Raw genomic sequence first — 13,522 nt, 5'->3', positions numbered from 1 at the left:
TATAGAATCCCCCTGATTAAATATTGATTCTAAGGGAACATAAATTGCATTTGGTACAACATCAGTAATAATCTCATTTGCAGTACTCATAGCTGGCCTTAATGTAGTATCACTTTCATTGATTTGAACTTTCACTTCAAAGACTTTAGCATCTGAATTTGGCCGCTGTTCTCCAACATTAGCAACATAAATTACTTCTCCAGTTAATTTTTTATCTGGAAAGGCATCTAAACCGATATTCACATGTTGACCTTTAGCTACTTTCCGTATATCCACTTCATTCACAAAAGTGGTAGATATCATAGTTGACAAATCGGGTAGTGTGGCAACAGTAGGATCAAAGGCATTTATTGAACCTCCTTCTGACTTCTTGGAACCATCGTATTCTCTCATGTAAATCACCATGCCGTCATCTGGTGCCATAATTCTAAATTTACTTCTCAATTCCACGAGGAAGTCTCTTTCATCTCTATCTTCCGATAGTTCAGCTGCTGCTTCTTGCATTTGTGCAATAGCTTTATCTTTTCTTAGTAAATAATTTTCCTTCGCTTGTTTAAATGCTCTTTCCGCTTTGCTTAAATCAATTTCAGCTTGCTTAATGGTAGCAGGAGGTTCAAATTGAGATTGCTCCAATACTAATTTCTTTTCCTCCACAGCAAATTCGAGATTGATTAATTCATCTCTTGCTTGCCTAAGCGTAAGTGCTGTATCTAATTTAGTTTGCGTATATTGGGAAAGGCTTTGCTGATATTCATTTTCTACATTACGCAATCTATCGGAAAGTTCTGAAGCATCTAAACTTGCAACAAAATCTCCTTTCTTGACCACAGTTCCTTCATCTACTAGTTTTTCAATCTTTACATTCCATAATCTCGCTGCTCGTAAACCTGAAGGACCGGTTATTTTTATAGCATTTTTAGCCTCCAGCTCCCCGGTAGTTGTAATGGCTATTACAAATTCACCAGTCTGTGCTTCAGTCATAATTTCAATGGTATCCGTAGTACCGCTTCCCCTAAAGGTGAAAAAGGCAATTACTATAATGACTAAAGCTGATAATACTATTATTAATTTTTTATTCATATGGGTTAGAATTCAAAGAAAAACCTAAAACGTTATGATTGTAAAATTATTGATAAAAAATAGAATTTTATCAACCACCTATCAATTAATAAAGCCTACTAAATAAATAGTTCCTTGATGAACGTTTGATTTAAGAGTTAATTTTAAGATGTTAAAATTTCAAAATAGTTTTAACTATCATAAAACTATTTTAAGACTCGTTTATAGATATAAAATTATATAAAAGAGAAAATTGTTTATCAGCATTTATGGAGGCTTAAATGCATGGAAAGTTAGAAGATTGAAGCATTTTATTACCTTTGCAATCCAAGATAAGATCATGAAGAAAATTATAAGTTTTATATTAAGAAATGTGCCTCGAAAATACATTCAGAGGGTAAGTGGGATCAGCTTGAAAATCATTGGTCTTTTTTATAGAGGAGATAATGTTTATTGTCCTATTAATGGAAAAGGCTACAGTAAATTTCTACCCTACGGAAGAGTTAACCCCAGAGAAAATGCACTTTGTCCTGACACACTTTCACTGGAAAGACATCGATTAATATGGCTATACTTAAAAGAAAAAACTAATTTCTTCAATGCCAAGCTAAAGGTATTGCATGTTGCCCCGGAACAATGTTTTATGGACCATTTCGAAAAGCTACATGGTGAGAATTATATCACTGCAGATATTGAATCTCCTTTGGCAAAAGTGAAAATGGATATTCATGACATCCCTTTTCCAGCAAACACTTTTGATGTGGTTTTTTGTAATCATGTAATGGAACATGTAGAAGATGATATCAAAGCCATGAGCGAACTACACCGGGTATTGAAACCGGGAGGTTGGGGCATTTTGCAAATTCCATTTTTTGAACCTGTTCCTGAGAAAACTTTTGAAGATAATAGCATTACCGACCCTAAGGAAAGAGAAAAAATATTTGGTCAAGATGATCACGTCAGGCTCTATGGCAAAGATTATCCAGATAGATTGAGAAAAGCTGGGTTTAAAGTGACTGAAGATAATTACATTAATGAATTACCAGAATACCGAGTTGAAAAATATGCTTTACCTAAAGGGGAAATTATTTATAGGGTTGGGAAATAATAAGTTTCAGGAAATCACTTTTCCATATTTTTTTATTTCATCTATCAATGGATTATAAGAATTAAACTCAACTTTTCTAAATGGATGAGGTTCTATTCTACTATCAATATTTCTTCTTAGCCTCATAAGTTCTAACTGAATATCCATTTTACTTTGATAGTTGTCAAATATTACCGCAATATCTAAGTCACTGTCCTTATGGAAATCACCTCTAACAAAAGAACCAAATAACCAAAGTTCATTAAAGTGAGGTAAATCAGAAACTACATCACGATATTTTTTCGCAATGTTTAAAGCATTTTGAATATCCGTTCCCTTATTATTTCTATTTTCCCTATCCATTCTTTACAGTAATTTTCGGTACATAGATTATAAAATTCTCTTTTATAATCATCATACCGAGCATTCAAGTTAAATACCGTTATTTGATCAAGCCAATCTTCTATTTCATGATTCATGTCTAGATTAGTTTTCTCTGCTAACCTATATAAATTATGAGTGAATGGTGCATGTTCTTGATTTCTTTTAACGTAAAGTGCTTTCAATAACTTTTCAGTAGAAATATGACCTAGAAATAATGACCAATGGTATGATTTAGACTCATACAATTTTATCATAGTATCAAAATCCTCATTAGAAGTATCTATCCAATGATTTATCACCTTTTCTAGATTAATATTGCTACCCATTTAAACAAATTGAAAACCTAATATAGTTCATATTAGGGACTTAAGAAAAATTTCTTATTTCAAACCAACAGGCTTAGGCTTTTTTAAATAAGTAAAACTCTCCTTGATAAATCCCATGCCGTAAGCAAAAAGCTGGATAAAAGAAGTAAGCAAACTTAAACAAGCCACAAAAAAGTTATTGGTTTTGATAAAAGCGTCAATTCCAATCAGAATATAATATAGCGCAAGCAAAGCGCCTCCTAATTGGAAAAGTTGCCAATTCCAAAAAGCTGTCGTGAGCCAAAAAAACAAGGCAAGAACAAAAAATAGTGGCAATAAATGGACTGCTTTCAGTTCACTTTTATAAAATCTAAAGATATTAATCCTTCCTCTGCCGAAAAAAAACAGTTGTTTATAAAACTGGCCTAGCTTTGTTCTTCTTTTGTGAAAAACCTTGGCATCAGGAATTAAACCGGTTTTAAAACCTGCCTTTTCTATTCTAATGCTAAATTCAATATCTTCTCCCATTCGGGTAATATTGTAACCTCCGATTTTTTCAAATACTTCTTTTGAAATACCCATATTAAAACTTCTAGGTCGGAATTTTTCTAATTGCTTTTTACCCCCTCTTATTCCACCTGTGGTAAAAAATGAGGTCATAGAGTAACTAATGGCTTTTTGCACCATAGTGAAACTATCCAAAGCAGCATCGGGGCCACCGAATGCATCTAGGGGATTTTCATTTAAGAAATTGTCCACTATTTCAAAATAATCAGTAGGAATGATGCAGTCCGAATCAAAAACGATATAATAATCTCCTTTTGCTTTTTCAAAACCGAAATTACGGCTAAACCCTTGGCCTGAATTTTCCTTATAAAAATATCTAATATCTAATTGAGGTAAAAAGGATTCGCAGATGTCCTTACATTTTAAAGTAGAACCATCTTCAACAATTATTATTTCAAACTTTTTAAATGATTGATGTGTAAGGCTCTCCAATAATTCCTTTATCTCATCGGGGCGATTATAAATGGGGATAATAACTGAATAAAATCTCATCCAATTCCTGTTTCTTCGTCAATTATATAATCAACCTTTCTAGGAGAATTCATAGTAATCATCTCTCCAACAAATCCAGCTAAGAATAATTGAACCCCAACAATCAAGGCTACTAAAGCCAAAAAGAATAACGGTTGATCTGTGATTTCCCTCACAGGCAAGCTGTAGTGGATTTCATAAAACTTCTTCCCGATAATATAAATGGTGACAAAAAAGCCGAAAATAAAAGAAAGTGTTCCCATAGCACCAAAAAAATGCATAGGACTTTTCTTGAATTTAGACACGAAAGTGATGGATAGTAAATCCAGAAAGCCATAAAGGAATCGCTCCAAGCCATATTTAGTTTCACCATATTTCCTGGCTCGATGCTCTACTACCTTCTCCCCTATCTTTCGAAAACCATTCCATTTGGCTATTACAGGAATATAGCGATGCATCTCTCCGTAAACATCAATATTCTTGACTACTTTATCGCGGTAGGCTTTTAATCCACAATTGAAATCATGTAATTTAATTCCTGAAATTCTTCGAGTAACTAAATTGAAAAATTTGGAAGGAATGGTCTTACTAATTGGATCATGCCTTTTCTTCTTCCATCCAGATACGATGTCATAGCCTTCTTTTACCACCATATCGTATAAAGCTGGAATTTCATCAGGGCTATCCTGCATATCAGCATCCATTGTAATCACAACCTCTCCTTGGGAAGAGTGAAATCCAGTATGCAAAGCAGCCGATTTACCGTAGTTTCTGGAAAATTTGATGCCTTTAACTTGATGCTTATTTTTGGCTAAATTCTGGATGATGTTCCAGGATTCGTCTGAACTCCCATCGTCAATCATAAGAACCTCATAGCTCAGCATTGGATTATTAGTCATTACCCTTTCAATCCAGGCTATTAGTTCAGGAATTGATTCCTCCTCATTAAATACGGGTATTATGATGCTTATATTATACTTCATAATCGCTTAGGTTCACTAGTACGCATAAATAAAGAAATCAATGGAGTTACTAAAATTCCAATTAGAATATTGTTGAAAGCCAAACTCCCAATAATTCTGGCATTGGATGATTCTCCGGATTTTAAATAATCCTGATAACCTTCTTCGCCCATTTTATCAATAAGCATTTCTCTACCTGCGATGATTTTTTCTACTATCATCTCCCTGTATTCGTCAAAATGAGAGGTTTCAAATACACTACCATCCATCCATAGTACAATTGAATAGAAAAGTGTAAAGAAAAGTGTATATAAAATTCCTATAGAAAACCCCTGCCAAAATCTTAAGCCTTCCGGATTAGTATCACGAAAGACTTTGACACTGAAAAACAGGAAAATACTTAACAAGGGACCGATAAAAATTATATTACTGGAATAGATAACTGGATTTTTATCCAAAAAAATGAGGATAAAAAACATCAATACCACAAAAAATATGGCAATTAAGCTGAACCGTAAAGGACTTTTAATTAATAAACTCATATTTAAGAGTGGGTGAATTTTGAATCTAAATAATGATGACGGTTGTTGAAAACAGCTAAAACTTTAGCTGAAAAATCAGTATTCATAAAAGGAGAATTATCACTTTTAGACAGATTACTTTCAGTATCAAACTTCCAATTTTCATCTAATGAAAATAAGGTGAAATCAGCATCAGCCCCCTTCTCAATTTTACTTTGCTCTATTTGTAGAATCTTTTTAGGATTACTTTCAATACAATTAATAAATTTGTCGAGTTCAATCTTACCAGATAAGAATTTATGATAAAGCGGTAAAATAATTTGAGCTCCCATTATCCCAAATTCAGCCAAATCAAACTCCATTTTTTTATGGTCTTGATCATAGGGCTGATGAGCAGAGACAATCACATCTATCGTACCATCATTTACACCTTTGATAAGTGACTCAATATCATTTTGAGTTCTTAAAGGAGGTAATACTTTATAATTGGTATCAAATGATTCTAGATTTTCATCATCTAAGATCAAATGATGAATATTAACATCACAAGTAACATTCAGTCCTTTTGTCTTAGCATCTCTTATCAATTGTACACTTTTAGCACTACTGATACAGCTGAAATGTAATTTTCCACCTGCATATTGCAAGAGTTCTAGATCTCTTTGAATCACAATTTCCTCGGCTAAATGTGGGATTCCCTTTAATCCCAAGCCAGTGGATATTATCCCTTCGTTCATTTGACCAAATAAAGCTAACTTATGGTCTTGAGGAAAATTGATCAGTAAGCCATCAAACTTCTGTAAATACTGCAAGGACTTTACTAAAATATCACTATTCCAAAGTGGTTGCGATCCATCAGTGAATGCCTTTGCACCTGCATGATACACATCCAGCATCTCATTTAAATTTTCTCCATCACAATTTATGGTCACAGCTGCTGATGGTAAAATTTGGCTTACTTGAAATTTGTTGTGTGATAAAACAGTTTTGATATCTGCTTTATTTTGAATGGTAGGATTTGCATTCGGCATTAATAATGCTGCACCAAAGCCTCCACTTTCCAAAACCCTTGCCAGACTTTCAAAATCCTCACGATATTCTTCTCCCGGTTCACCTGAAAAAACACGCATATCCAGCCATGATGGGGATGCATATAATTGATTGGCTTCAATAACATGATCCGCTTGAACATTTCCTGAGGGATTAATGTCTGTAATTTCCCCATTCTCCACTAGCAAATCTATTGACTGATTATGCCAATCAGAAGCAGGATTGATGATTTTGACAGCTTTTATATAAGTACGCATATCTATTTTAAAAAGCGGATAATTAAAACTTCAGTTAATAAACTCAGCAAAGCTAATACTAAGAAATATTTCCACAAAGGAAAACCTCTCTTGGTTTCAGCTATATAGTCATCTATGGATGAAAAGTCATATCCATCTAATATTGCTATATTATTTCGATTTTGAAATAAATCCTGCAATTCTGAGCGAGTATAATAGCTATTTTCACTTTCTGATTTAGGGAAATTTAAGGCCAACTTAGCTACTTCAGCTTCAGTTTTTGAATTAATTACATCATAAAAACCACTTTTGATGTCTTCCTGAGGTAAAATTATTCTTAATTGATTTCCACTTATTCGTTGATCAGGGACTAATTCTTGTTCTGCTTGCCTTAATTTAAATATGTCTCCTGATGATAAATCAGAAATGGCAATATTTATAATTTCTTCATCTAAATATGAATACTGCACTTGATTTTCTTTTTTACCGGAAAATGCAATTTTATATAACATTGGAAGAAATATTCCATGTCGAGTGAAATTGGTATAGTCCTCATTCAATGGAACTGAAAATGCAAAAATGTTCTCCTCTCTACCACTCAAAGTCAAAAAAGGATATGAGTTGGCAAAAGAAAGTAGATTTTGTCCACTAGTCCACCTCATAAATAATTTGGATTCAGGCATACTTAATTTGCCGTCTATAGAGCTAAAAATATTATTAAAAAATGGATTTTGTAGATCTGGTATTTCTAATCTCACCGCATTTTGGTCAGTTGGGTTAATTGAACTGACATTAGAAAACCCAACATCTTCCAGAAAAGAAAATTGATCAAAATTATTTTCTGGAATTATAACCAAATTATTTCCTCCAGCCGCAAAAGTTTTCAAAGCGGAGGATGCAAAATTATTCAACTCATCTCCAAGATGAAGCAATACCAAATCAAATTCATCTAAATCCTGGAAAGAAAAATTATTCAATGATTCAGATTGAAACTCAAATAAATCTTCATTTTCAAAAACGGTATTGATTAATTCATTTTTCTTACCAACTGACAATGACAACACCTTTAATCTATCCTGATTCAAAACAGAAAAATAAAAATCATTATCAAAATCTAGTTGATCGCCTTCTAAGGTTATTTGGAAGGTTCTGGAGTTAGTATTTGAAAAACGTTTTATGGGAAATTCTAAAACTGTTGTTGCGTTTTCATCCATTTCTAATTGTTGAGTGCCAATTAGCTGTCCATTATTTTCTAAAGCAACATTGACTTCCTCTACATTTCCAATTGCATGGAGTCGGATTCTTAAATCTGCATTTTCGCCAGCACTTTTGTTCTGTTGTATCCATACAGAATCCAACATTACGTTATTTGGATTCTGCAAATAAGGAGGCATAAAGACATAAGCTTTAGAAGAATCTTGAAAAATCTCTAAATTATCATCTATCACAGGCTTTTGAAAATCACTCAATAGTAGAATTTTCTCTCCTTTAACATTTTCATCTAGTATTTTAGCTAAATTAAATATGCTTTTGCTTTCCTGTATATTACGATCCCCATAAGGTTCTACTGCCTGATTAGATTGATCTACAACTTTCAACTCCTGAGGATATTTTTCAAAAAGCTGATTGATGAAACTCATGTTTTCATCCACAATAGGATTAGATTTTCCTTCTGCAAAGTTTAGGTTTGATGGCGTTTTATCGAGTACTACCAGATTCACTTGAGATTGCATTGCCTCACTTTCCCAGAAAGGTTTTGCCATACTGAAAACCAAAAAGGTGATGAGTAAGATCCTCGTTATTAAAATTAAAATATGTTTAAGTTTCCTGCTTCGCTTTTCCTCCTCATTTACTGCACTCAAAAAATAGGTGTTGCTAAATTTCAAACTTTTATAACGCCTAAACTGAAAAAGATGTATCAGAATGGGGATTATGATGAGAAATAGAAGCCAGAAAGCATTGGGATTGGTAAAATTCATACAAGTGGCAAATTAGTTCAATAGATGAAAGTAATCAATACTTTATAGGAATATTTAGCCAATTCATCAATAAATAAGTGCAATCCAAAAGATAATTTTAATTTATTAAGATAAATTGTATTAAATTATTTAAAATTGTCGGTTGTACACCTTAATCAACTATTATTTTTGATTAAATTGATACATAATTTTTAAAACTATACCCTATGGAAATGAATTTACTCAAAAAAACTATCTTACTCTTTTGTCTTATGCTTGGAATAGCATGGCAAAGTAATGCACAAAGCACGAGAATTTCAGGAACTGTTCTTGATGACGATACTAAAATACCACTCATTGGGGTGAATGTAGTAGTAAAAGGGAAAGTATTAGGAACTACTACTGATTTTGATGGAAACTTTGATTTTAGCGTAAATCTCCCTACTCCTATCACTTTACAATTTAGTATGGTAGGTTATAAAACTCAAGAATATACCATTGATGAAAATAATAAAGGTACGGGGATTAAAATTGTCATGATAGAAGAACTGCTTATGGGACAAGAAGTGGTGGTTTCTGCCTCCAGGGTAGAAGAAAGTATTTTGCAGTCACCCGTTTCCATAGAAAAAATGGATTTACTTTCCATTCAACAGACTCCGGCAGATAATTACTATAAATCTATTGGCTATTTGAAAGGTGTTGATGTTACCCAGAGTAGTATTAACTTTCAGATTGTAAACGCCAGAGGTTTTAACTCTACAGGTAATACTCGTTTTGTACAACTCACAGACGGAATGGACACTCAAGCACCTGCGCTAAACTTCCCCATAGGGAACTTAAACGGACCTTCTGAGCTGGATGTGGAAAGTGTCGAATTTATACCTGGTGCTCAATCTGCACTTTACGGACCAAACGCCTTTAATGGAATCATGCGAGTAACCAGTAAATCTGCTTTTGAATATCAAGGATTTAGTTTTTTTGCTAAATCAGGAGTAAATCATGTAGGGGCTGATACCGAAGCAGGTGCTCCAGGCTCTCCTCAACCAATGTACGAAGCTTCAGTACGTTATGCAAAATCTTTGTTTAATGATCGTTTTGCTTTTAAAGTAAACGCCAGTTACATGCGTGCAGAAGATTGGTACGCAACGGATTATAGTTCTGATAGAAATGCAGCTTTACAACCAGATTTCCTTGATTTTAATCCCGGAAAAGATGCTCCTAACCTAATGGGAGATGAGGCTGCAGTTAACTTAGCTATTTTATCGCTATCTGATGCTTGGGGAACTCTTGCAGGTCAGTTAAGCAATAACTCGCAAATACAAAGAGACAACCTAATCATGAAAGGTGTTCCTGCAAATAATTTTGTTCAGAATGGATTTTTACCAAATCAGTTAGTTTCAGCATCTCCTTTTGAGGAACATCAACTTATCGATTATGGTGCAGAAAACTACAAAGCTAATGTTGGTCTTTATTACAGAATTACTGATGATATAGAAATGAGTTATTTGTGGAATGCAGGTTATGGGACCAGTATTTATACAGGAGCTCAACGTTACAGTTTGAAAAATTTCGGGATTCAGCAACACAGGTTGCAATTTGAAGGCACTAACTGGTTTTTGAGAAGTTATGCAACCATAGAAAACTCAGGTGATTCTTATATAACAGAGTTCTATGCAAAAAGAGTTTTGGATTTAAGTGTAGCAAATAGTCCTGTCGGAGTATTTACTCAAGATGTTTCGGGTTGGTTAGGAACTTATGCTTATAATTATTTAGCTTCTCTTTATGATCAAGGAATAGACCCTGAAAACAATTCAGTAGCAGATGTGACACCAGCAATACAAAGAAATGCTTACAATTATGCTAGAACAACGACAGAGGCATTTTTTGATGTAGATTTTGAATCAGAAGATGGTCAGCGAATTTTGCAAGAAGCATCTGAAGGTACAGTACCAACAGGACCTAAGTTTAACGATCAAACTAGAATGTATCATGCTGAAGGACAATATGATTTTAGCGATAAAATAGAGTTTGTTGATATATTAGTTGGGGGTAGTTTCCGTCAATATGATTTAAGATCGAACGGAACAATTTTCCCCGACAGCCCTGAAAATCCAATTACAATAAATGAATTTGGTGGTTTTGCTCAAGCTTCAAAAAGAGTTTTAGATGAGAAATTAAAATTGATCGGTTCCATCAGAGGTGATAAAAACGAAAACTTCGATGCTGTTTTTAGTCCTCGATTATCAGGTGTTTATACTTTTAAGAAAACCCATAATATTAGAGGTTCTTTTCAAACCGGATTTAGAAACCCAACGACTCAAGGACAATACATAAACTTAAATATTATTTCAAGTAGATTATTAGGAGGGTTACCAGCAAACATAGAACAATATGAAATTGGAACAAACCCAAATATTTATACCATAGAATCGGTAAATGGATTTGCAGCAGACGTATTTGCTGCTACTCCACAGGAAAGAGCTGATCCTAATTTCATTCCTACAGCTGCGCAGCAATTAGTGGCAGTGGAAGATTTTAAACCTGTTTCACCTGAACAAGTGCAGTCTTTTGAATTAGGATATAAAGCTGTTATTGATAATAAGTTAATGTTTGATTTTGTGGGTTATTTTAATAATTACAATAATTTCATCGTGCAGCAAAGAATGAGAAGGGCAGCCTTAAATCCTGATGGCACTCCTAACCCCTTAACTTTACTAAACGGAACTGCTGATAACACATTCCAAGTTTATACCAACGCAGATGAGCAAATTAGTGCATTTGGTTTTGCAGGTGAATTGAATTATAGCTTACCTAAGAAATACACTGTTGGCGTTAATTACAATTACAACCAGATAAACACTCAAAATGCAAGTGATGATTTTGTTTTTGGATTTAATACTCCAGAACACAAATTCAATTTAAAATTTGGAAACAGAAAACTAACTGACAATCTTGGTTTTAATATTGTGTATAGATGGCAATCAGAGTTCTTCTGGGAATCTTCTTTTGGCGATGGTATAATTCCTGCATTTGGAACTGCCGATGCTCAGGTTTCTTATAAACTACCTTCTAAAATGATGCTAAAAGTGGGTGGATCTAATTTATTAAACAATTACTATATTCAAAGTTTTGGTGCTCCAAGAATTGGAGGAATTTATTATGTATCCATTACTTTCGATCAGTTGATGAATTAAGAATCTAAATCAAGCTACAAGCTACTATAAAAGGTGATCAAGAAATTGGTCACCTTTTTTTGTGAGTGATCTGATAATCACCAATAATTCCTTTAATATTTATGAATGAAATATTGGAATGAAGAAGACTCATATCATTAAGTAAAAGAGTAAGTGTACTTATCATTCACAAATTTTGGTAGGTGGAAATTCAGTGAGAATTATTCAAATTACCTGGGCATTGAACCTACATTTTTGATCAGAATAAAATAGAATTAAGTCTAAAACCGGTTTGTTTTTTTGCTGATAGAATGCGGTGCATTTAGTAATTCAATTTTACAACGGTCTCCTTTTCCTGAGCTTCTATTTTAATATTGCTTTCGGGTGTTTTATCTACCGCCCAAACCTGTCTTTCTTTTCACAATCTTGTCCAAACAAATTGAGAAAGATACAAGAAAAAACAAATGGTTTCGGCTGAAATGAAAACTCTTTCAGTGGGTCAACCATATACTTTTCATTGAAAAGGCGAGTGATGGTTAACGTATATCAAAAATACTCTCAAGAAAATTAGAGCAAAAAAAAGGCCATCCTAGGATGGCCTTTTTAATATGATTAAATTATTAATTACTTCACGTTATATTTTGCATCTATTGCATATCTTCCTGATGAAGCAGGTACTAACACACCAGCTATAGCGTGTACAACACCATTTTCTGATTGAATATCAACAGCACCATCAATAAATGTAGCTTCTGCTCCCGCAACACCATTTGAATCTAAACCACCTGAAGGCAATAATGTAATTGCTCCTCCAGCCAAGGTTACATTACCTTCTGCTTCTACTAAATCTCCTCTTAATTTTCTAGATCCTAAAATGTGATTAGCTATAATTCCGTACCACTGTTGAGCAGTATATGAATCCAATGTGATTTGAGCAGCTGCAAAAACCTCATTAACTGGAGCAAAAACAGTGATTTGAGGTAAATTAGCATTACCACCAGCTAAAATTACAGATAAAGGAGTTACTCCATCAGTTGTAGCAGCATAACCTTCATCAGCTTTCTTTATTGCGTCAGCTAAAGTAGAAAAACTAGCACTTAATAAAATAGTTTGAGATACTTTGCCTAAGTTTACACCTATAGTTTCACATATTGAAGGTGGAATTAAAATAGTTTCCACCACATGAACTACGCCATTTGTAGCTAAAACTTCATCTCCTACAAATTCTACATCTCTATCAGAACATCCAGTAAAAATATTACCTTCAGCATTGAAAGATATATTCTCACTTTGTAATGTAGTTAAATCAGTATTTTCATTAAAAGACTCTCTTAATTCAACTGAAGCAACTCCATGAAAACGTAACACAGCAGCAATAACATCAGATCTAACTTGAGTAAGACTTTCTACTCCTAATGCAGTTTTCAATTTATCAAAAGCTGCATCATTTGGGGCAAATAAAGTTAAATTATCTGCACTTAAAGCTGCAGCTAATTCCGCATCAGCTTCTACAAACTGTGCTAATTGAGTATGAGTATCGCTTGCTGCTACAATTTCTAATATTGAATTTTCCGGTTCTGGCTCTGGCTCTGGCTCTGGATCATCTCCATCACATGCTGTGAACATAAAAGCCGACATTACTACAAAAAGCATAGCTAATAAGCTGCTAGTTGATTTCAAAAATAAATTTTTCTTCTTCATAATAGTTTTAATTTGTTTAATAGTTGTGAAAGTAGGTAATTAAACCAC

11 protein-coding genes are annotated in these 13,522 nt (G+C 33.7%); 2 read left to right on the top strand and 9 right to left on the bottom strand.

The genetic code is table 11. From position 1 onward, the window contains the following. On the bottom strand, positions 1–1,080 hold a 1,080-nt coding region (locus Q0L29_RS13015; RefSeq protein WP_296622322.1), incomplete at its 3' end, for an efflux RND transporter periplasmic adaptor subunit. 319 nt (positions 1,081–1,399) lie between these two features. On the opposite strand from Q0L29_RS13015, the gene Q0L29_RS13010 reads away from it, so the two are divergent. Beyond that, positions 1,400–2,167 (top strand): class I SAM-dependent methyltransferase, encoded by a 768-nt coding sequence (locus Q0L29_RS13010; RefSeq protein WP_296622321.1) that lies wholly within the window; start codon positions 1,400–1,402, stop codon positions 2,165–2,167. Between the two features lie 6 nt (positions 2,168–2,173). Here the strand turns inward: Q0L29_RS13010 and Q0L29_RS13005 are convergent, their stop codons facing one another. Genes Q0L29_RS13005 through Q0L29_RS12975 form a run of 7 tightly spaced genes read right to left on the bottom strand, consistent with a single transcriptional unit; the run spans position 2,174 to position 8,621 of the window. Then, a complete protein-coding gene (locus Q0L29_RS13005; protein WP_296622319.1) occupies positions 2,174–2,509 on the bottom strand; it encodes a nucleotidyltransferase domain-containing protein in 336 nt (111 codons plus the stop codon). Next, on the bottom strand, positions 2,458–2,856 hold the full coding sequence (locus Q0L29_RS13000) for a HEPN domain-containing protein (RefSeq protein WP_296622317.1): 399 nt from the start codon (positions 2,854–2,856) through the stop codon (positions 2,458–2,460). Before Q0L29_RS13000 ends, Q0L29_RS13005 begins: the two co-directional genes overlap by 52 nt. 54 nt (positions 2,857–2,910) lie before the next feature. Beyond that, on the bottom strand, positions 2,911–3,894 hold the full coding sequence (locus Q0L29_RS12995; RefSeq protein WP_296622315.1) for a glycosyltransferase: 984 nt from the start codon (positions 3,892–3,894) through the stop codon (positions 2,911–2,913). Then, entirely contained in the window at positions 3,891–4,856 is a 966-nt protein-coding gene (locus tag Q0L29_RS12990) for a glycosyltransferase family 2 protein (protein WP_296622314.1), read from the bottom strand. Before Q0L29_RS12990 ends, Q0L29_RS12995 begins: the two co-directional genes overlap by 4 nt. Then, positions 4,853–5,377: a DUF4199 domain-containing protein gene (locus Q0L29_RS12985; RefSeq protein ID WP_296622312.1), complete on the bottom strand. Its 525-nt coding sequence runs from the start codon at positions 5,375–5,377 to the stop codon at positions 4,853–4,855. The genes Q0L29_RS12990 and Q0L29_RS12985 overlap by 4 nt, the downstream gene beginning before the upstream one ends. Positions 5,378–5,379: 2 nt before the next feature. Beyond that, complete coding sequence (locus Q0L29_RS12980; RefSeq protein WP_296622311.1) at positions 5,380–6,663, bottom strand: dihydroorotase family protein; 1,284 nt, start codon at positions 6,661–6,663, stop codon at positions 5,380–5,382. Positions 6,664–6,665: 2 nt separating this feature from the next. Beyond that, positions 6,666–8,621: a BatA domain-containing protein gene (locus tag Q0L29_RS12975; protein WP_296622309.1), complete on the bottom strand. Its 1,956-nt coding sequence runs from the start codon at positions 8,619–8,621 to the stop codon at positions 6,666–6,668. A 212-nt stretch (positions 8,622–8,833) separates the two neighbouring features. Between Q0L29_RS12975 and Q0L29_RS12970 the strand changes: the two genes are divergently transcribed. After that, positions 8,834–11,794 (top strand): TonB-dependent receptor, encoded by a 2,961-nt coding sequence (locus Q0L29_RS12970; RefSeq protein ID WP_296622306.1) that lies wholly within the window; start codon positions 8,834–8,836, stop codon positions 11,792–11,794. A gap of 603 nt (positions 11,795–12,397) precedes the next feature. On the opposite strand, the gene Q0L29_RS12965 is transcribed toward Q0L29_RS12970, so the two are convergent. After that, positions 12,398–13,474, bottom strand: coding sequence for a fasciclin domain-containing protein (locus Q0L29_RS12965; protein WP_296622304.1), 1,077 nt, complete (start codon positions 13,472–13,474; stop codon positions 12,398–12,400). Positions 13,475–13,522: the final 48 nt, after the last annotated feature.

Origin of the sequence: Marivirga sp. (assembly GCF_024636815.1) — a bacterium.
Lineage (GTDB): Bacteria > Bacteroidota > Bacteroidia > Cytophagales > Cyclobacteriaceae > Marivirga.
Note: the sequence above shows the minus strand (reverse complement) of the source record. Positions and strands in the feature narration are given on the sequence as shown.

Excerpts from the sequence above, each read along its gene's own strand:
- Q0L29_RS12985 (WP_296622312.1), bottom strand. The coding sequence starts at position 5,377 with ATGAGTTTATTAATTAAAAGTCCTTTACGGTTCAGCTTAATTGCCATA.
- Q0L29_RS12995 (WP_296622315.1), bottom strand. The coding sequence starts at position 3,894 with ATGAGATTTTATTCAGTTATTATCCCCATTTATAATCGCCCCGATGAG.
- Q0L29_RS12980 (WP_296622311.1), bottom strand. The coding sequence starts at position 6,663 with ATGCGTACTTATATAAAAGCTGTCAAAATCATCAATCCTGCTTCTGAT.
- Q0L29_RS12990 (WP_296622314.1), bottom strand. The coding sequence starts at position 4,856 with ATGAAGTATAATATAAGCATCATAATACCCGTATTTAATGAGGAGGAA.
- Q0L29_RS12965 (WP_296622304.1), bottom strand. The coding sequence starts at position 13,474 with ATGAAGAAGAAAAATTTATTTTTGAAATCAACTAGCAGCTTATTAGCT.
- Q0L29_RS12970 (WP_296622306.1), top strand. The coding sequence starts at position 8,834 with ATGAATTTACTCAAAAAAACTATCTTACTCTTTTGTCTTATGCTTGGA.
- Q0L29_RS13010 (WP_296622321.1), top strand. The coding sequence starts at position 1,400 with ATGAAGAAAATTATAAGTTTTATATTAAGAAATGTGCCTCGAAAATAC.
- Q0L29_RS12975 (WP_296622309.1), bottom strand. The coding sequence starts at position 8,621 with ATGAATTTTACCAATCCCAATGCTTTCTGGCTTCTATTTCTCATCATA.
- Q0L29_RS13000 (WP_296622317.1), bottom strand. The coding sequence starts at position 2,856 with ATGGGTAGCAATATTAATCTAGAAAAGGTGATAAATCATTGGATAGAT.
- Q0L29_RS13005 (WP_296622319.1), bottom strand. The coding sequence starts at position 2,509 with ATGGATAGGGAAAATAGAAATAATAAGGGAACGGATATTCAAAATGCT.